The organism is Rossellomorea oryzaecorticis (assembly GCF_045897515.1).
In the GTDB taxonomy this organism is placed as follows: Bacteria; Bacillota; Bacilli; order Bacillales; family Bacillaceae_B; genus Rossellomorea; species Rossellomorea enclensis.
In genome coordinates, this window is sequence record NZ_JBJOSA010000003.1 from 340,558 (window position 1) to 361,274 (window position 20,717).

A 20,717-nucleotide genomic window follows, 5' to 3' on the forward strand; every position below is an offset into this window, starting at 1 on the left:
TTATTTCGCAACAGGCAGCTTTTTCACATAAGCACCATGGATATATGCTGTCTGGTGATCAACTGAATCGGTAATGACTTTATACCATTTACCGTCAGCTTGCTGGACTTCACCGATGATGGTAAGCGGGTAGCCCACTTTATAGATCTTATATTGCACTTCTGATTTGACGTTTGGTTCTGTACGTACATTCAAACCTGATCTTTCAATTTCCGGATCGATTGTTTCACCCAGGATATATGTTGAATTGCGCATATCCTTACCCCCAAGCTCCTGATCCATTCTATAGAATCCGCCGCCAACTTTTTGTCCCCAGTTTACGTCGGAAGCATAGTTGATATTCATGCCGACTGATTTGTTTCCAAACACTCCGCCTTTTCCATAAGGGCCATAAGGGTCCACATACTTTTTCAACATGACTTCCTTCGCATAGTAATTAATGGAATCGGCATACGTTTCAAATGTCATGGCATTTTTATAAGGATCTGAATCAGTCGCCCCGATTCCAAAAAGATTCTTTTTATCTTTTGCAATATCGGAATGACCATTCCCTGTTTCCAGCATGGCATGAGAGAGCATCAATAGGGCATTTACACCGTAGGCTTTCTCGGCAGCCTTGAATTCTTCACCAAGACCGACAAGTACACCCGTTGGAGCTTTCTTTTGAATATATTGATTCAGTTCCTCTGCCGTATAGGACGTTGAGGTACGAATAGAAACACGATTGAAGTAAGCATAGGATTCGCCGACTACCTTTCCGCTGCCATCAGTATAAGTATGACCATTCCATGAATAGTAGCGTTTCCCTTCACTCATGAAAGAAGGTGCCTTCCCTACTGTATATGGATACTGAAGAGTCTGGGTAATAGGAAAGTAGATACTATGTTTCAAATCTCCATTCTCAACAAAATAATAGCTTCTTCCAGTTTGCAGTTGACTAGGTATCAAGGTTACATTTTCATGTTTTACATAGCCGATTGTATCTGCAATTTGTATTTTTACTTTTTCGGAATCAGAGGCTAAATACTTCATTTCAGATTGGAATAGGTTCGAAACATACGTTAGCTGTTTCGTAAGTGACTCATTGTACACCACTGTAATTCCAGATGAAGGATAGCTTCCAACTACTACTCCGTTTGGCATTTTCACTACTTTATCACCTAACATAATCACTTGGCTGTTCTCATTAGTGATGGCTTCTTGAGCCTGATCAAATGTTTCGTAATTTCGATTAACAGGTACTATTTCTCCATTGCTGATAGAAGCTACTTTAAAGTACGTATTTGTATCCGGATTTTCCGGTTCTTCTGGCTTTGCCGGTGGATCAAGTTCCAGCATCCTATATAAGAAAGCTGCTGCCTGGTCTCTCTTTGCATATTCTTTTGGTTCAAAATAATATTGTCCGTCTCTGTTATATCCATTAATGATCTTATAATAGAGGTTCGTTGAGACTGCCGGCTTAAACTCGTCTCTTATGCTCCCCTCATCTACAAAGTTCAACGGCTTGCCTGAATCTTCATATCCCAGAAATAACAATGCCCTCGCAACCATCGCAGCCATTTGCTCTCTAGTAACATTTTCTTCAGGCTTAAATGTTCCGTCGGGATAACCACTGACAATCCCAGCTCCACTGGCGCTGTTGATTCCCTTAGCCAAGGCCGATGAAGGTACTACATCAGAGAATACATTTTCCGTTACTTCCGGTAACTCCAATGCCCTGGAAAGGAACACCGCAAATTCTCCACGGGTTACCTGTCTTTCAGGTCCATAAACATTCTCACCATATCCTTTTATCACACCCTGCTCCACCATCGCCCGCATTTCTTTCTCAAGCGTGATTCCAGTGATATCATCCTCTGCAAATACCGGTGAAGAGAAAGAAAAAACCAACATGAACAATGTTACAATAATACCAAACTTTCTTTTCATTAATAAAATCCCCCGCTTTTTCCTTTTTTCGACATCTCCTCCCCTATTTTAACAACATATTCAATTAAACTGAATATATATTTTTGGTTAAAATAGTAGTTTAGTAGGTATTAAGGCAGAATTGGTAAAAATTACTTTTTAAAATCATAAAAAAACTGGCTTATAAGGCTGCAGTGCATCCTTATAAGCCAGTTTCTTTCTCTTTATTACTTTACATTGTAAATCGCTGCAGCAAACTCTGCGCGAGTTGCTTCATCAATCGCCCTGAATTTAGGTGTTTGGTATAAACTTGTTTTATCTAAATGATAAAGACTTGAGATTGAGCTGTGAGCCCAATAACTTGCAGGGACATCGTTATACACTACGCTAGCAGTGGAGAAAGTTGCATTTGAAGTTAACTTAAAGGCGCGATCAAGAATGGCTGCCATTTGGGCACGAGTCATTGGTTCGTACGGTCTGAATGTGCCATCGGTATATCCCTGAATAACTCCTGCATTCTCAATTGCAGATATGTCATCAGCAAATGCGTTACTGCTTCCTACATCAGAGAATGAATTACTTCCCGTAGAAGAATAATTAAGGACTCTGTTAATGATTCCAGCAGCTTGTCCGCGTGTTACCTCGTCATCCGGTCGATAAGATTGATCATTATATCCCTTGATGATGTTTTCTTGGTTTAACTGCTTTATTGCAGTAAATGCCGGGTGATTGTCAGGCAAGTCATTGAATAAACTTCCTCCAACCGTCTGGTCAAACACACGCTTCCCTTTAACAAATCTCGGTCCCCAGTAAGAATTGCTTAAAGATGAAACTTTTATTCCGCTGTTTTCAGCGCTTATGAATGAGTTGTTTCCAACGTAAATGCCGGAATGAGAAATCCCCGGCTTATATGTATTTTCAAAGAGAACGATATCTCCCGGTAAAAGCTCTGATTTAGATACGGCAGTTCCTACCTGATACTGCTGTGCTGAAGTTCTCGGAAGCTGGATTCCAAATTTCCCATATACATAATACAAGAATCCTGAACAATCAAATCCGCTTGGTGATGTACCTCCGAATACATATGGGGTACCCGCATATTTCTTGGCAAGCGCTACGATTTCTTCTCCCTTTGTAGAAGCAGAAGCGTTCATCATTGGCACGAGGGTCATGGAAAGGACAAATACTAATACGATACGACTGATTAACCTAAGCTGTTTCATTTACACACCTCGAAAATTTTGTAGTAATTTGGTAGGAAAATTCTAACTAATTTGTAGTTTAGCAGATTATTCTTCCAATTTTCGTTACGATTTCATTACAATCATGTAACATATACATACTTTTTGTCGAAATGGGTAAATAAATAGGATGATATCCTATTATAACCGGATATTTTTGGTTTCAACACATACTTAATCATTACTTTGATACCAGTATGTATCACCTCCACCCTCAGTCTTTCCTTTTAGAAATGAGCAACTTTATTTCACCTTAACCGCACTAACAGCCCTTCACTTAGTCCGCTTCTCCCATTTAAAAAAGCACGAAGATTATACCTTCATGCCTTTTTACCTTATTTAAAATCAGCGTTTTTCGCCCTTGCTAAAAATACTGCAAACTCAGATCGAGTTATAGGTTGATATGGACGGAATGTCCCATCGCTGAATCCCCTAGTAATAGAAGAATCAATCAGGGCTGCAATTTCACTGTATCCGGATATACTTTTCCCTACATCAGAAAAAACGACTTCTTTATTACTCTTCAGGTTGAATGCTTTTGCAATCAGGATGGCCATCTCTGCCCTGGTTACATTTTGACCCGGCCGGAAGGTTTGATCGCTAAAGCCTTTTATGATGGTTTGATCAAAGGCACTTTGGATATAACCTGAAGCAAAATAGCTCGATTCCACATCTTTAAAATATGAACTTCTCTGCTCCCCATCAAGCCCTATTGCTCTTCCCACAAGAGCAAGTGCTTCCCCGCGGGTGATCGACTCATAAGGATGTACCCCTCCATCCTTATATCCTTTCAAAATGCCATGATAATTGAGGTATACCATATGTGGTGAGAACCATTGTGTTGAACTCAAATCTGTAAAGATTGGCTTTTTAACCTCTACGGAGACTGGCACAGAATATGTTCTTCCATCCTTGAAGTGGTATTTAAAGTAATACTTATGGGTCCCGGCCAGAACATACTCTATCTTGATATTGTCTTCAATGACAGATTTTTCACCTTTGGAACTTACTATTTCGACGTACTCAACTTCCTCACTTTTATTAATGGTAAACGTCACTTTTCCATTATCAACTTTCGCCTGCACTGCATTACCTTCAGGAACAGGCAGCATCGCTGCTTGAGCCAGCCCTTTTCCATACAGGGGATCACGCCCTGCAGCTCCAAGGTCCTTTACATTCGAACCCAGTATGTCCCTGATTTGCTGAGGTGTAGAGGATGGGAATTGTTCTTTATAAGCAGCTATTATTCCTGTAATATATGGTGCTGCCATGGAAGTTCCGGTCATATACGTATAACCGTCTCGAATTCCATCAAATGAATCACCTGCTAACGGAACAGTACTGTAAATGTTATAGCCTGGCGCCACAAACTCCAATGAATTACCGGTTGCCGAGCTTGCCACTCTTACTTGATTGTCATTAACTGCTCCTACAGCAATGACACTTGAATATCTGGCAGGATACAACACTGTGTCCCCATCACCTGATTTCGTCCCATTGTTACCCGCTGCTCCAACAATCAGCATTCCTTCATTGTAAGCACGATCAATCATTTGCTTCAATGCAGGATCATCCTGGTCAGTAGTGACACTCATATTTAAGATATCCATCTTATTTTCTATAGCCCATTCTACTCCTGCAAGGATGGTCGCCGTTGTTCCTGTGCCCGTACTATCCATTGCCTTAATGGCATAAAGGCCGGCATCCGGAACGACCCCAACAACTCCGATCTCATTATCCAGGGCACCGATCACTCCTGCGACATGGGTCCCATGGCCGTTGTCATCCTGATATCCCCGGGTACATGATTCTTCCAGTACACAAATGCCGCCATTCACTTTTAAGTCTGGGTGTTTCAGGTCCACCCCAGTGTCTAAAATCCCTATTTTCACCCCTGTTCCCCTGTAAACAGTTTGAATGTCAGGCGTGATATTCAACATAGGAAAGGATTTAGATATCTGCTGGTCTCTGATTTCATATGTTTTGCTTTCTTGAATAGTTGAAACGCGGGGAGAATCATTTAGTACTGCAGCTTCTGATTCAGAAGCTTTAACCGATACTGCAGAAATAACCTCATAAGAATCCAGCACCTCTACTTTTGCTGTATGCAACGCATTCCAATCAATATCCTCAATGAACGTTACAATGTATTCTCTATCTGAGGTTTCGGCATGCACAATAAGTGGTATGTATAGAAGAAGGAGAGAAAGGACAGCAATAATTTTTTTCAAGTGACGACCCCTTTCTAATGTAAAAGAAAAAGGAAAGTTTCAAAGAAAGAACTTTGAAAACTCCCCTTTCTCCTATTTATTTCTCTCTATTTAATGCAATTTTGCAGACGGCTTACCACCTGCAATATCATAAAGCTTTAACACATCTTTCTTCTCGTAATGGTAATAGTAATCGAGCGTTCCAAGGAAAATAGCTTTAGCAGCAAGATCCTGCCAGTATGCTGAACGAAGCTTATCATTTTCCGGCTTGCTGTCAATAAATCCTAACTCAGCAAGAACAGCAGGCATCGAATTTTCCCTCAATACATGTAAATCACCATGTTTGACCCCTCTATTAGATAGTCCCCATGCACTCAGCAATCTCTTTTGAACATATGTGGCAAGAGCTTTACTTTCATTCACATAAGGATTCGTCCGGGCAATGCCGTAGTAATACGTTTCTGTACCATGGGCACTACCATCGAATGAATTAGCATGGATGCTGATAAATAGATCTCCCTCGACCCTTTTCGCAAATGTCATCCGATCCGGTAATTCAATCTTCCTGTCTGAAGTTCTGGTCATTTGAACGTTAAAAGGAGTTTTTTTGAAATAGTTCTGAAGTTTCAATCCGGTAGCCAGTACAACATCCTTTTCATGAATTCCATAGGCACTGGCACCATTGTCAGGATATCCATGACCAGGATCAATCACGATGACTTCTTCCGTCAACGGATCCACAGGTTCTGGTTCAGGAACAATCGGACCTGATAAGTCATCACTTAAGAAGTCCATATGTAAGAAGCCTTCCTGTCCGCTTGCAGTACGTGCATATACCCAGTCACCAATACGATAGGCAATATCCACAGGTGTTGAATAACTTAGTTTCGCCACGATCGGATAAAGAGTCGAAGGACCGCTTCTGAAATTAAGTATATTCGTATTTACATATTTTTTCTCTGGAAAAATAAGCGATTGTCCTTCAACGCGAAGTCCTGAGTTAATGGCTCTTGCCAAGAAAACGGAGAAATCGGCACGCTTTATTGAAAGACCTTCACCAAAGCTTCCATTTGCCATCCCCTGAGCGATTCCCCTCTGCATCAATTCATCAGAAGCAGAACTTGTCGTTGTGGCATTATATTCGAATGCACGGCTGATAAGAAGCGCCATCTCTCCCCGTGTAACCGGTGCTTCAGGTTTGAAAGTACCATCTGAATAACCGCTGATAATCTTTTTTTCTACCGCTCTTTGAATATAACCTGAAGCAAAACTGCTGATCCCTACATCCTTGAACTTAGTCGCTATTTGAGTCCCATCCAGCTGCAAAGATCGTCCGATCATGGCGGCGGCTTCGGCCCTGGTAACTAGATTATCAGGATAAAAGTAGCCGTCATTGGAACCCTTGACAATGTTTCCAGTCGACAAAAAGTAAACTTCTGCTTTTGCTCTGTGTGTATTTCCAATGTCTGAAAAAGTGGCTGCTGAAACAGAAGAAGCAAACAAACCTAAACCCAGAAAGAACACGAGAGACAAAAGTAACCTAAATTTCATTAATTTTTCCCCTTTTCCTTAATTTTCATTAATATTCTATCATATGTATCGACATGATTTACCAAACTTTTAAAATATTTGTTGGAATTTAGATTTCCAAATAATACTAAATTATTAGGACGTCCTTATGTATGGTAAAAAATAGAATAAAAATAGTATAGACAAATTATCCTATAAGTGGAAAAATAGGAATGATTAATTTTTCCAGGAGGTTCAACATTGCGAAACATCAATACTAGTAAACTTGTCATCGTCTTATTGTCTCTATTTCTGCTGCAATCCCATGTGACATCTGCCAAAAGGCTCTATACCGATCTCCCTTCCGACTACTGGGCATTCAAGGAAATCCGGTATTTAAGCAGTAAAGATGTAATAAAGGGATACGATGACCAAAGTTTCAAAGCGGGGTTAAGTATCACCCGTAAGCAGGCTGCCATGATGCTGTCACGGGCTTTGGGACTCGAGGCCAAGGATTATGATACTCAAATGGACGACGTGAAAACATACACTTCCGGATATGATGACATTCATGCTGCGGTTGAAAGCGGAATCATACATACATATGGAACTAAGTTTTTACCAGATGCATTATTCACGCGGGAAGATATGGCGAAAGCTCTTACTCTTGCTTTTGATTTTGAGGGTTCCGGCGCTTCTACTTATTCAGACGTCCCCTATACGTATCGGTACTATAAATATATCGACGGGCTCGCTGCAAGCAATATAACAAAAGGGTATACCGATGGCACTTTCAGACCAAAAAGCCCTGTTACCCGTGCTCAATTTTCTGCATTCCTCGGCCGGGTCTTCTTGTATCCACAGCGTTATGAGGTCAGGCAAGGTGACGAAATCATTTATACATCCAGGGATCCCGAACAAGCAATTGATAAAGCGGCTTCCATGATGGATGCTACCGTTCATCCGGTAAATGATACATTGAATAAATATGATGAGGTCCCATCTTCACAAAGCAGCTCCATAAGGAATGGGGTACTCATCTATAATGGAAATGAAATCAATAATTACACTAACTTGACGAAAGACTTCTTCAAACCTTATCTATCCTATTTAAATGAAGGAACCTATCAAGGGACTATGTTTGATACATTCATCCTTTTAGGGAGAACGTATGAATACGGTGAATTCACAGAATCACCTAAAAACCATGCCAACTATGGCGACTGGAACTGGTACATCGACAGGACACTGTCGCCAGGCGGAGCAGTAGATTTACTGAATCAATCTGTAGAGGAGCTCCCTCACATCGAAAGCACGAATGTATTTTTGTCGATCCCCTATCCTAAAAAATATGAAAATATTATCAACCTGGATGGAAGAATGATAGAAAACAACTTAGAATCCCGATTTTCGCTTGTGAAATGGTATATTGACGAAGCACTTTCACGCAAAAGCAGCGGAGGATATGAAAATGTCCAAGTAAACGGCTTCTATTGGTTGAACGAAACCGTTACAAATAAGGAAGATGAAGAACTTCTTGAAATGGTCAGCAGCTACGTTAAGAGCAAAAACCTGAAATTTATCTACTCGCCGCATGCGCTCAGCACCAATTATGATTACTGGAAATGGTACGGGTTTGATGGAGCTTTCCTTCAAAGTAATGCACACAAGATGAAACTTTCGGAGGATGAAGTAAGAAGGTTAATCCATAAAGCATTTTTACGGGCACAAACAAGAAATTCTGGGTTGAACTTGGAAATCGAAAATCATTCCAACAACACCATCTATCAAGGGTTGGATAATTTCAGGATTTACCTGGAAATCGCAAAGCTTTACAATCTTCCGGGAAAAAGCTTCATCATGTATCAGGGTACAGAGATGATTCACCGTCTTGCCACGTTTGACACCCCGCACCACCGTCAGATGTATGATGAGCTGTATCAGTTTTTAAACTATAAGAAGTAATAATATAGGTGGGACAAAAGAGTAAAACCCGAGCTAATTTGCACATAATGAGGCAAATTAGTTCGGGTTTTTAATTTGTTAAAAATATATTTAGATTTTAGCCTTACCTAGCGGTTGATTGGAGTGCAAGAGGAAGACTCCTGCGGGAGAAGTGACCAATGTGAGACCCCGCAGGCTTGCCGAGGAGGCTCACAGGTCACCCGCGGAAAGCGAAGTCTTGCACGGAAATCATTAGCGGTATATAGAACCAATACTAATATTGTTCAACTTTATATGGTATTTTATCATCCCCTTTTGTAAGATCAAAACGCACTCATTTCAACATATTTTAGTTTAATAAACATGCAGTTTATAAGGACTTACACTGGCATCTCCATTCATTTCTTCCACTTTCACGTAGTACGCGCCTTTCTTCAAATTCAGTTGAAGAAACTCAATATCTCCTTTTCCATAATAGTCAGCTCTGCCCATGAGTTTACCTTTACTATCGTAGACAGAAAGAATTCCGTCCAAGTCTGAAGGCAGGGTAAGTCTGAACATTCTCTGGCCTGTTTTTCCTTGATTGAATCGATAGTAGTCGGTGTCGCTCTTGCTGCCCGTCATGTTCATGTAGCCTGCTTCGTATGAAACTCCATTTGAGTTGCGGAGGGCGATAGGCTTTGTAGGAATCTTATTCTTTAAAATTGATCCCGCATCCTCATCCTTCTTTGGTGCTTCTTTAATAGAGAGCTTGTAAGGAACAACCGAAACGTCAAATAGATTATAATTTTGAGCAGCTACAAAATAACCTTTCCCCTTCTTCCCTCTGAATGCACCTCGCTCTTCATCGCCGGCAAATCCATAATCTAAGAACGTCAGGTTTCCTTCTTCTTCTGTATCGAGCATGCCATTCCCATTCGAGTCTTCAATGACAGCCACAACCGGATCAATAGGTTTTACTACTTCTTTTGGTAAATCTTTATATTTATCCGGGAGTGCAGAAGGTGTAATAGTTACCCCATATACACCTTCCTTTTCAGGTTTAAAGTAATAAGCATCAAGGTCCGCAGAACTTGAGAAGTTAGCCTGAATTTCTTTTGTTGTAATCTTTTTAGCCGTGTCAAAGCTCTCATTGCTTTCAAAAGCATCATTGGTGTTTTTGACGAGAGAGGTCAATGAAAAACGATACGGCTTCTCACTAGGTCTATATTGGCTGTCACTAGCACGTACAAAATATGTGCTTCCCTTCTTCACCCCAACATATGAATCTGTATTCCTCGGTGAAGAGGGTAAATAATCCCCGATACCGTTTGTGAATATCATGTCTAAATCATTAATTTCCTCTTTATAAACATACATTTCGATTGCTGGGATCACATGGCTGTTCCCGTTGGTTGTATCAAGTTTGTATATTCCATCGTGCTTTGGTGAAAAGCTGTACCAATCTTCGTCCCCCGAATATTGGAAATGCCCCTCTGTTGAACTGCCTTCTTTGTATGGAAGAGAGATAGATTCCACCAAATCAAATAAGCTTTCCTCCCACGTTTCCTCTTCGTATCCTTCCATTTTCTCATCAGCCTTACGGGTCAGTTCCTGAATTGATTCCGAGACCTCATCCGTGTTTAAGTTTTCCCAATCCAAATCCATTCTCGGGTATTGGTCTTCATCTGACGGAAGCTCTGTCGTCTTTATGGATACGCTATAAGGTTCCACTGAGGAGTATGAACGATTATTCTCAATAGGCAGCTCCTCTTCGAACAAATAAAAGTCCTCATCAGTAAAAGCCTTATTTGATACTTCAAGTACATACTCCTGACCTGGCACTACCTCGAATGCAGCCTCTTCACTTTCGCTTGTTCCCTTACCATCATAAGAGTCCACCATCTCCAAATACTCTTCTTCCTCTTCATCGCTTACGTTCATATAAAGGGACACAGATTCATCCATACCAGCCACAGCAGATACACTTACATGAATGACTTCACTATAACTTGACGGGTCTTCCGGAACTGAGAAAGTATAATAATCAGAGTCCCCAGCTCTCTCAATTTGCTCTTCTATACCTTCATAATAAGAACCTTCAGTTTCTTTTGGATCTTCCTCAGGTTCAAATGCAGACATGTTCTCTTCAGTGAAATAATTTTTAACTTTTGTGGAGGCCGGAATTCTTCCGAGCACCACTGGTGTTTCAATTGTATTCATATCCTCAGGAAGGGATATGGCTCTTTGTGTTTGTAATATATAAGAAGATTTCCCTTTGCTATCATACTGCCCGTTTGCATCTTTCACTTCAATCAGAAGAGTACCATCGCTCTCAGCTCTAAATAATGACGCTTCAGCATTGCGTGCAGTTGAATAATTAATTTCTTTTTGAGAGTCAGGGACGTTATTCCCCTTATTGAAAAAAGACAAGTTATATTTATAGTCATACAAGTCAGGTCCTTTTAAGTTGACTTGCAGAAATTCCCCTTCCTTCATATCGACCTTGTAATAATGGGTTTCAGCCGGTTTACTGAAAGCACCCTTAGCCTCTTCCTTTTGAACAGACTTTAAGTGAATCGCTTTTTTCAATTTCAGCTGCGGTGATAATGAAGGGTTGGGCGGGATATCCTTACGACTAAAAGTTAATACTTTCTCAGGGTCGATCAAGCCATACCCGTAAGTAAGATCGTACCCTTTCTCTCCCAGGTCCTTAGCCGTATGTTTGATGATGTACTCTGCTTCATACGGTGAAAGATCGGGATATTTGGATAATAAAAGAGAGACGATTCCAGTAACAACTGGAGCCGACATGGACGTTCCACTTAATTTTGCAAACGAAGATTCCTTATCAAAATCAAAGACAGTCGAATAAATTTGTTCTCCTGGAGCGACGACATCAACTGATTTTCCGAACGTTGAAAAATCGGATAATTCTTTTTTATCGTTTGTCGCGCCAACGCTTATTACATGCTCAAATGAAGCAGGATAATTCAACATGGCTGAACCGTCATTTCCTGCAGAAGCAATCACAATAATACCAGCATCGGTTGCTTTTTTCACAGCATCTTTAATAATCGGCGAAGGATAGAAAGTTCCTAAACTCATATTGATTACCTTTACTTTTTGGCGAATGGCTTCCAGTATTCCTTCTGCTACCGTGTAATCAGTCACAAACATGGATCGATTAAAGACATCTATAGATACAATGTCAGAGTTGGGGGCAATACCAAATCCGCCGACTCCATTTCCTTTATTAGCCGCGATGATTCCTGCAACATGCGTTCCGTGAACATCCGGTTGTCCTTTTTTCAAAGGATTCATTGCATTTTTATTAACAATCACTTTATTCTTTAAATCAGGATGGTTCACTTCAATACCTGAATCGATAATCCCTACCCTCACTTTATGTTTTCCCGCAAGCCTCTGAGCTTTCTCCACATTCAGCGAGTGTAAGTGATACATAGATGATGCCTTATAATCAGCAGCCATCCTTTGAACAAGAGCACTTTTCGTCACACTTTCAACTTCTGGCATATCAGCATATTTTTTGGCAGCTTTTTCTAACTGTTCAGGACTGTTCACAGTTACAACATCATACGATAAGGAAGAAAGGCGCTTTGTCAATTTCCCGCCGGCTTTCTTATGTTTAGCAGAGCTTAGCGGCTTACGATAATGAATAATAAGCTGATCTTTGGAAAATTTCTCCTGTTCACCTTTAGATACCTGACTAACTTTCACTTCATTCTTTGCTATTCCCAGCTTGTATTTCAGATCGCCTGCTCTTAACAGCGGATCCTTGGTACTCATTGCGTAAGATGGATTCAGGGTCGCACTTCCTAATAAAATCGTCATGGCCACCCCTGAAATGAATCCTTTTTTGAAATTTGACTTCACGCCAATTCCTCCTAATGATGATAAAATAATTGAACCAACAAATATTATTCGTCCAAAAATGGAAAAATCCTCTAATTCAAAAAATAATATTTTCTGTTGTTTTGAATGGATGCTTAAATAAAGACTTACATTAGTGTAAAAGGATGGTTTTCCGTCTAAAAGGTTTAACTTATCGCCCATTTAGGCATATAATATAGTGGTGGATTTTTTAAAAATTACTTTTAAAAATAGGACTGATGTAAGTAATGAAGAATGAACAAATCAGAAAAAGACTGGCTGAGGTAATAGCTGAGGAAAATATTAAAGAGAATGAGTTACTGAGGAATCATTTATATACCAAGCTTGGCGGAAAAGCAGATTTCTTTGTGACCCCGACATCGTATGAGGAAGTACAAAATGTCGTCAAACTGGCGAATGAACTTGAGTTTCCATTTACTCTATTAGGCAATGGATCTAACTTAATCGTAAAAGACGGCGGTATTCGCGGTGTGGTTTTGCATCTGAAGAATTTCAATGAAGTCAAGTCAAATGGAGATCAAATCGTGGCACAGAGCGGCGCTGCAATCATTGATGTTTCAAGGCGTGCCCTGGCAGAAAAATTAACCGGCCTGGAATTTGCCTGCGGTATACCGGGTACAGTTGGCGGAGCCTTATTTATGAACGCGGGGGCTTATGGGGGCGAAATCAAAGATGTACTTGATTATTGCTATGTTGTTGACCGGCAAGGGGAACTGGTAAAACGGACAGCAGCTGACCTTGAACTCGATTATCGCCACAGCAACATTTCAGAAAAAGGCGACATCGTTCTGGAAGCTACATTCAGCTTAAAGCCGGGCCAATATGAAGAAATAAAAGCTGTGATGGATGATTTGACATACAAACGTGAGTCCAAACAGCCGCTTGAATACCCTTCATGCGGAAGTGTCTTCAAACGGCCGCCGGGTTATTTTGCAGGAAAGCTCATTCAGGACAGCAACCTTCAAGGAACAAACATTGGAGGCGCAGAGGTTTCTACTAAACATGCCGGTTTCATAGTCAATAAGGATGATGCGACAGCAACAGATTATATTTCCCTCATTGAACATGTCCAAAAAACAGTCAAAGATAAATTTGATGTTGAATTGGAACGTGAGGTACGAATCATAGGAGAAGACTTGGAATAATAATATCAAAAATGAGCCGTGGCAGCGGCTCATTTTTAAGTCCCTTTTTAAGGCCCGTCCCTCGTTGCTTTAACGCAACGAGGGACGGGCTTTTAGCTTGGTAAAGTGATATTAACGTGCAGGTTAGGTTTTAATCCATTTTATTAATATATTTATAATTTATAAGAATACTCGCATATTAAGCAGATAATCGGCCCAACACCTTCCCACATATATTGAGACATGAAATGCAACGTTTTCAATTCCATGGTTTAATGATGATAACGACAAATTACAATACCTGTTGACAGCACTTCCTTTTAAGGAAGTGCTCTTTTTTTGTAGATGCAGCCCTAATTATTGGGTATTAATTTTAGCAAGCAGCTCTTCCTTTTTATTGAGAATAAAACTGGATAATTTTTCATTATTCTGTATTTCAAACAATACAGCTGCTTTTTCAAAATAGGGCAGGGCCTTCTGATAGAATCCCTGAAGCTCCCAATTGTAGCCAATATGATAATTCAATTGAGCAAAGCCGTATAAATGCTCTTCTTCTATGATCCACCTAATCGCTTCTTCGCAATGTTCAATAGATTTTTTATACTCCCCCAGTCTTGTTAATACTCTTGCAGTATTATAAAGAACCCTCGTCTTGATAGCTTTATCATTTAGATGCTTAGTCAATTTCAGAGCGCGCCTTACTTCACTATATCTTTCCAGCGCTTCATCATAATGCCCCCTGCTGAATTCAATGATTCCTATGCTGATCGAGATGGTCATTTCCCTCTCCGACATGACCTTCTTCTTATCGTAAGTAAGCATTAAGGCTTCGGTCATGAGAGAAAGCGCAAGTTCTCTATCTCTTTCAACTTCGTTTATATAAATCCCTTTATGCCAATATAGAAGCTGCAAATTATAGGCATCTTTTAAGAACAAGGGGTTCTTCTCTTCGACTTTTACAATTTCGAGAATTTCCTCATACATGAGTTTCACTCTCAGTTTCCGCAGTTGTCTTTCAACTTCTTGAATATAATCTAGTCTAGGGGTGGTACCAATTTCAAAGAAATAATTCACGTCCACACCCAATTTTTTAGAAATTTGGTAAAGGGCCGTTGCACTAGGGTATATATCTCCTTTTTCAATCCGGCTGACAAGCGCCTGGGTACAAATACCTTCGGCCAGTTCCCCTTGTGTCAGGCCTACTATTCTTCTAAGTTCTTTGATTTTCTTTCCTATCAGAGAGTAATCCATTCTCATCCATCCCTCTTTGAAAACCTTACCGAATATTAATATATTTATATTTTATCAGAAAAGTGGTTAAAACAGTAGAAAGGTACAGGAAGCTTCCGGCTCAAACTCTGAGATTCCGCATACATTAATTTTAATTATGTGTTTTAATGAATGTAACGACAAATTACAATACCTGTTGACGGCACTTCTCTTTCTGGGAAGTGTCCTTTTTTATTTGTTATTTTTCATAAAGCTCCAATGGCAGGCCATCCGGATCTTGAAAAAAGGTGAATCGTTTTTCGGTATAAGGATCCAGTCTTATCTCCTCAGTGTCTATGCCGTTCAGATTTAATTCAATTATGCATTCTTCTATATCATTCACTTCAAACGCCAAATGGCGCAGACCGCGTGCTTCCGGGTAGCTTGGACGGCTTAGGGCTTCGGGGAATGAGAAGAGTTCGATGACGTACCCTCCTTCTAAAGCAAGGTCCAATTTATATGACTCTTTTTCTTCTCTATAAACTTCTCTGATCGGCTTCAGCCTCAATTTGTTTACATAGAAATCTTTTGATACTTCATAGTCAGAACATATGATGGCGATATGGTGGATGCGTTTAAAGTTCATGGTTTAGCCTCTTTCTTGTGATTGTTTTGTTTGTGGCGCCTGGGACGATAAGGCTGTCCTGAGCCTGGCACCCGCAATTTAACGAAAGCCAATCCGAAAAAAAGAAGCAGCCTAAAAAGACCGCTTCCTCCAATAAAAATATTACTTAATCGCATCCGTCAAAACAGGCACGATTTGCTTCTTACGAGAAACAACGCCTTTCAACACAGCTGTGTTATTTTCAAGCTTTACGTTGAACGCCTTCTCTACTTCTGCCTGCTTGCTTCCAAGTGCCAGTGCAGTCGAGTCGTTTTCAAGGATATCCGTCACGACCAACAGGAATAGATCCAATCCTTTTTCCTTGATCAGTGTTTCCATCGCCGCTTCAAGTTCTGCCTGGCGACCAAGTACATCGTTCGTGTCCACTACGTTCACCTGCGCGACTTCCACTTTCGCCGTACCCATGGAGAATTCTTTTGCATCCAGTGTCACAAGCTCGGCGATTGACTTGGAGCTCATGTCAGCTCCTGCTTTCAGCATTTCAAGGCCGTATTCCTGAGCGTCGACTCCAGCGATTTCAGCCAATTCGTTTGCTGCCGCTACGTCTTCTTCTGTGCAAGTCGGTGATTTGAACAGCAGGGAATCCGAGATGATTGCTGACAGCATCAAGCCGGCCATTTGCTTTGTTACTTCAACGCCTTTTTCTTTGTGGATTTTATTTAAAATTGTTGCCGTACATCCAACCGGCTCTGCGCGGTAATATAACGGATCCGCTGTCTCAAAGTTCGCGATGCGGTGGTGATCGATGACTTCAAGCACACGTACATCTTCAATGTCACTCGCACTTTGCTGACGCTCGTTGTGGTCGACAAGGATGACCGTATCCGTTTCGTTTGCAACTGTTTCAACAAGACGGGGCGCATCTACCTTGAAATAGTCAAGCGCGTATTGTGTTTCACCGTTTACTTCGCCCAGACGGACCGGCTCAACGTCCATGCCGATTTTGGATTTAAGGTCGGCATATACAAGTGCCGAAGTGATTGTATCCGTATCAGGATTTTTGTGACCGAAAATAAGTGTTTTACTCATGATCATTCTCCTTACTCTATGTATTTTAATGTTTGAATTTCATTCTTTACATTTTCTTATAGTACCATATTTTATAGCGATTTTCGTCAGTTTATTGATTTTTGAAGACAGGAAAATGGTACAAGTTAATCTTATTGTAAACCGGAAGGAAAGACAAATAATTGGAAGACATTTATCCACTGTAATTGCGCCTATATTTTTTCCTCTTAAACCTTCAGACTGATTCTATATAATGAATCCCGCCATCTATTCTATGGCGGGATATTATTTATTATTTAACTACAACTTTTCCATCTAAACCATACCCAGCACGGATAATCATTTCAATCGTTTCTTCCGGCATATTTAGATGCCTAATGTCAGTTCCCCGAATCAACTCCTGCGTATTTCTATCATCAAATGAAAGGTTCCCAGCGAGATAAACTTTGAACACATCAATGAGACTGTTGAGCCGAATCTCCTCTTCATCTAGCTGCTCATCCGAACTTTCCACAACAGACAAACTGTTAAATTCGAGGGCTTCTTTCAGCATCTGCAGGAGTTCGGCGTTTGTCGGCGGATTCGGATTGGTGATGTGATAAATCTTATTCTTTTCTGCTTTTTGCGGTGCCAGGCTCAGGATATCGGCCACATAGTCGACAGGTACCAGATTGGAGGTTCCGTCCTTGGCAGCCAGCAGTCTGTATGTCCGGACTTCGCTGTTTCTCCTCGCCGTCTTTCTTTTAAAAACAGCTAGGGCGCGCATGAATCCGTACAGTGTGAATTGTGAATCGGCTTCCCCAGATTTGGAATCCCCGACGATGATGGCCGGCCGGAAGATGGAAACGTCCATTTTGTCGCGGTAGGTGAATACAAGATGTTCGGATTTCACTTTACTTTCTTCATAAGGATTGTTGAATGATCCGTCTGTCGGGTACAGCTCTTCCACACCATGCGGTAGCGTCCCGACTGTGTAGGCCGTGCTTACATAATAAAACGTACTAGCGTTTAGTTGCGATGCCAATTCGAGAATATGTTTCGTGCCGTAATAGTTGGCTGCAAATAATTCGTCCCGTAAATCGAGATCGAATTTCACGAGTGCCGCCAAATGGTAGACAGCATCGATTTTATTGGTCAGCCATTCGATATCATCGGGTGACAGCCCTGCCATCGGCTGGGTGATATCTCCTTGATAAATATGGATCCTGCGCTGGTCTGCGGTCGAAAATGAATCGCGAAGGGTCTCCGCCTTCACTGCATTTCTTACTAAAATGAAGACTTCATGCTTTTTATTTTCTAAAAGGTTCTTGATGAGCCTGCCGCCAAGAAAACCTGTAGCTCCTGTCAAAAATAGATTCAACTAAATCACTCCTGATGTGTGTCGGTTCTTTGATTTCCACTATCATAGCATAATTAGGGGGGCATTATGGCTGATAGTGCGGGATTTTACCGGCAGTAATGCGGGAATTCCCGGTTGAGGGTGGAAGTTTACCGCTTCATATTGGATTTATAGTTGATTAGAGTCTCTATTTCACTGGAGGCAGTGCCGTTTTACGGGGTGGCGGGAGTGGAATCTTTTAATTTCGGCCTGGAATCTTCGAATTCGTCACGTTAATCTTTGAATTTCCAACATTAATCTTCGAAATCTGCCCAATAATCTTTTAAATTTGCCGATTATTGCGTCACTAGGTAAAATATGGAATAAAACGAATATAACCACCACCTCCCAAACACCAAAAAACCTGCCGAGAACCACCCGGCAGGCCAAATTAAATCACAACACTATCAAATTAACTCCACACAATCAATAATTCGAATAAAACTTCTGAGCTACCTGAACCGTATGCGTACTTCCACCGCGGTCTTCCACGCCTTCAAGCATCATAGCAAGTATAAATTCAGGATTCTTCTGGTCATAGGATACGAACCAGCCGTTTTCTTTCCCTTTTGTGCCCTGTTCTGATTTGATCTCGGCTGTACCGGTTTTACCCGCGATTTCCTTACCGGGAACCTGAGCTTTACCGGCAATCCCCTCTGAAACAACCTTCCTAAGATCCGTGCGCATCAACTGTGACTGTTCAGGAGTCAGCAGGTCCTTCTTCCAGACGCCTTGCTCCTCGCCCTTCAAAATCACAGGCTTCATCATGGTCCCGTCGTTGATAATTCCACCGTAGGCACTGGCAAGGTGGACGACGCTCATCAGCACTTCCCCCTGCCCGAAGGCCGAGTCAGCAAGTTGAATTTCTTTAGAAATTTTTCCATCATTCGAAATCTGTGATTTTTGAATTGGATAAGACATCGGGATTTCTTCCCCGAATCCGAAGTCCTTCAAACCTTTGATAAACGTTTCCGCACCCATTTCAAGCCCGACACGTGCGAAGTAGATGTTATCGGAGTACTTCAACCCGCTTTCCAAGTCGACGACGCTGTCATTAGCAAATACGCGGACGACCTGATAACCGCCCCATGATTCGTCTTTTTGCCATCTCTTCCCTTTGATATCAAACGTTTTATTGGGGTCGAGCTTGCCGGACTTCAAACCGACGGATGCGGTGATCGCCTTCATGGCAGATCCCGGTGAATACGTCTGATAGAAACGATTACGGAGCGGTTTGTCCGGGTCGTTATAAATCTTGTCATATTTGTCACCGGCCATCCCCAGTGCGAATTCATTCGGATCATAAGAAGGAACGCTCACAAGGGCCAATGCCTCTCCGGTTTTTGGATCGACAGCCGCTGCCGTTCCGACTTCGTCCTTCATCTGGTCATACAGTTTTTTCTGCATTTCGGCATCCAGTGTCAACGAGATATTTTCCCCGTCCTTTACTTCCTGTTCAGCCACCGGGGTTTCTTCGCCGTTCACTTTGGTAAGGTAGATCCGCTGGCCGCTTTGACCGCGGAGCTTATCTTCGTACACTTCCTCCGCCCCGCTTATACCGAGCAGGGACTGAGCCGTGTACCCTTTATCCTTTAATTTTTCCAGTTTCTCTGCATTGATTTTGCCGAGATATCCCGTAATATGGGCCGTCGCTTCACCATAAGGATACTGTCGGGCGTCCACGCGTTTCGAATAGAGTCCCGGAAGCTCGATGATATCTAGCGCAAGTGGCCGTTCAGTTATAGGGATCTTCTTGATTGGCACAAAATATTCAGGTTTTACCCAGCTTTGATCTAATTCTTTCTGAATCGCTTCAGGTGACATCTCCAGGAGGGATGACAGTTTTTTCAGATCGCTTTCGTTAAATTCACCTGGCACGATACCGATTTGGAAAGCCTCACCGTTGATAGCCAGAGGATTTTCATTCCGGTCATAAATTTCACCGCGCTTGGCCGGGAGACTTTCAATACCGACTTTATCCCCTTCTTCCATGTCAGGGAGGATGAATGACGGGTCCCACTCCACAAACCAGTTCTCTTCATCGTCTTTTTCCTGTTGTTTGAGGGTGACGGTTTCCTCATAGGAGACCTCGCCCGCGAGTGTATTCATTGAAATCGTGACAGGGAATTCTGCTTCTTTTTCCTTGTCATACTCTTTTTCTTCTTTCGGCTTTTTAAACTTGACCTTCAAATCCTTCACGGCCAAGTCATCATATATGTCATTTGTCCGTTTTACGACATCTTCCTTTTTATACGTTTCTTTTGCAGAAGATGAAAGATAGGTATCATACATTTCCTCAAATTTCTTGTCATTCCAAAGATCGACGTACTCTTTCAATCGATCGTCAGGCTGGGCTTTCTCCTGACAGCCTGCAATCAACATTCCCGCCGCAGCAACCAGACTAAGCAAGAACAATTTTTTTAACATATGTAACGTGGACCCCCTCGGTTTTCTTACTTCTAATTATTTCAAATTCATGAATCAATTTCAATTTTAATGTATTCCGCGTTCCATGAAGTATGTCCTATACACCCGATTCAGTTCCTTAGTCCTTTCCATTTTTCACCTTAAATCCCTTCCGTTCCTATTCCTTTTTTCAGTAAAACT

The 20,717-nt window shown here is 41.5% G+C and carries 12 protein-coding genes; 2 read left to right on the top strand and 10 right to left on the bottom strand.

Annotated elements, in window-relative coordinates; all coding sequences use genetic code 11:
• From ACKA06_RS05825 to ACKA06_RS05840, 4 genes are all read right to left on the bottom strand, one after another.
• Entirely contained in the window at positions 1-1,929 is a 1,929-nt protein-coding gene (locus tag ACKA06_RS05825) for an S-layer homology domain-containing protein (RefSeq protein WP_411159234.1), read from the bottom strand.
• 206 nt (positions 1,930-2,135) lie between these two features.
• Positions 2,136-3,131, bottom strand: coding sequence for a C40 family peptidase (locus ACKA06_RS05830; protein ID WP_411159235.1), 996 nt, complete (start codon positions 3,129-3,131; stop codon positions 2,136-2,138).
• Between the two features lie 353 nt (positions 3,132-3,484).
• Positions 3,485-5,380, bottom strand: a complete 1,896-nt coding sequence (locus ACKA06_RS05835) for a S8 family peptidase (protein ID WP_411159236.1) — start codon at positions 5,378-5,380, stop codon at positions 3,485-3,487.
• A 90-nt stretch (positions 5,381-5,470) separates the two neighbouring features.
• Positions 5,471-6,910 carry an N-acetylmuramoyl-L-alanine amidase gene (locus ACKA06_RS05840; protein WP_411159237.1) on the bottom strand — a complete coding sequence of 480 codons (1,440 nt, stop codon included), beginning with the start codon at positions 6,908-6,910 and terminating at the stop codon, positions 5,471-5,473.
• Positions 6,911-7,129: 219 nt separating this feature from the next.
• Between ACKA06_RS05840 and ACKA06_RS05845 the strand changes: the two genes are divergently transcribed.
• A complete protein-coding gene (locus tag ACKA06_RS05845) occupies positions 7,130-8,833 on the top strand; it encodes a DUF4855 domain-containing protein (protein WP_411159238.1) in 1,704 nt (567 codons plus the stop codon).
• Between the two features lie 333 nt (positions 8,834-9,166).
• Here the strand turns inward: ACKA06_RS05845 and ACKA06_RS05850 are convergent, their stop codons facing one another.
• A complete protein-coding gene (locus ACKA06_RS05850) occupies positions 9,167-12,688 on the bottom strand; it encodes a S8 family peptidase (RefSeq protein WP_411159240.1) in 3,522 nt (1,173 codons plus the stop codon).
• A 245-nt stretch (positions 12,689-12,933) separates the two neighbouring features.
• Between ACKA06_RS05850 and murB the strand changes: the two genes are divergently transcribed.
• Positions 12,934-13,851, top strand: a complete 918-nt coding sequence (gene murB, locus ACKA06_RS05855) for a UDP-N-acetylmuramate dehydrogenase (protein ID WP_411159241.1) — start codon at positions 12,934-12,936, stop codon at positions 13,849-13,851.
• 336 nt (positions 13,852-14,187) lie between these two features.
• Here murB and ACKA06_RS05860 read toward each other — a convergent pair whose 3' ends face one another.
• The 5 genes from ACKA06_RS05860 to ACKA06_RS05880 form a co-directional block, all read right to left on the bottom strand.
• Positions 14,188-15,081 carry a helix-turn-helix domain-containing protein gene (locus ACKA06_RS05860; protein ID WP_411159242.1) on the bottom strand — a complete coding sequence of 298 codons (894 nt, stop codon included), beginning with the start codon at positions 15,079-15,081 and terminating at the stop codon, positions 14,188-14,190.
• A gap of 217 nt (positions 15,082-15,298) precedes the next feature.
• Complete coding sequence (gloA2, locus tag ACKA06_RS05865; RefSeq protein WP_411159243.1) at positions 15,299-15,685, bottom strand: SMU1112c/YaeR family gloxylase I-like metalloprotein; 387 nt, start codon at positions 15,683-15,685, stop codon at positions 15,299-15,301.
• Positions 15,686-15,826: 141 nt separating this feature from the next.
• Positions 15,827-16,753 carry a manganese-dependent inorganic pyrophosphatase gene (locus tag ACKA06_RS05870; RefSeq protein ID WP_411159244.1) on the bottom strand — a complete coding sequence of 309 codons (927 nt, stop codon included), beginning with the start codon at positions 16,751-16,753 and terminating at the stop codon, positions 15,827-15,829.
• A gap of 271 nt (positions 16,754-17,024) precedes the next feature.
• On the bottom strand, positions 17,025-18,092 hold the full coding sequence (locus tag ACKA06_RS05875; protein WP_411159245.1) for an SDR family oxidoreductase: 1,068 nt from the start codon (positions 18,090-18,092) through the stop codon (positions 17,025-17,027).
• Between the two features lie 444 nt (positions 18,093-18,536).
• A complete protein-coding gene (locus ACKA06_RS05880) occupies positions 18,537-20,537 on the bottom strand; it encodes a penicillin-binding transpeptidase domain-containing protein (RefSeq protein WP_411159246.1) in 2,001 nt (666 codons plus the stop codon).
• Positions 20,538-20,717 lie beyond the last annotated feature (180 nt).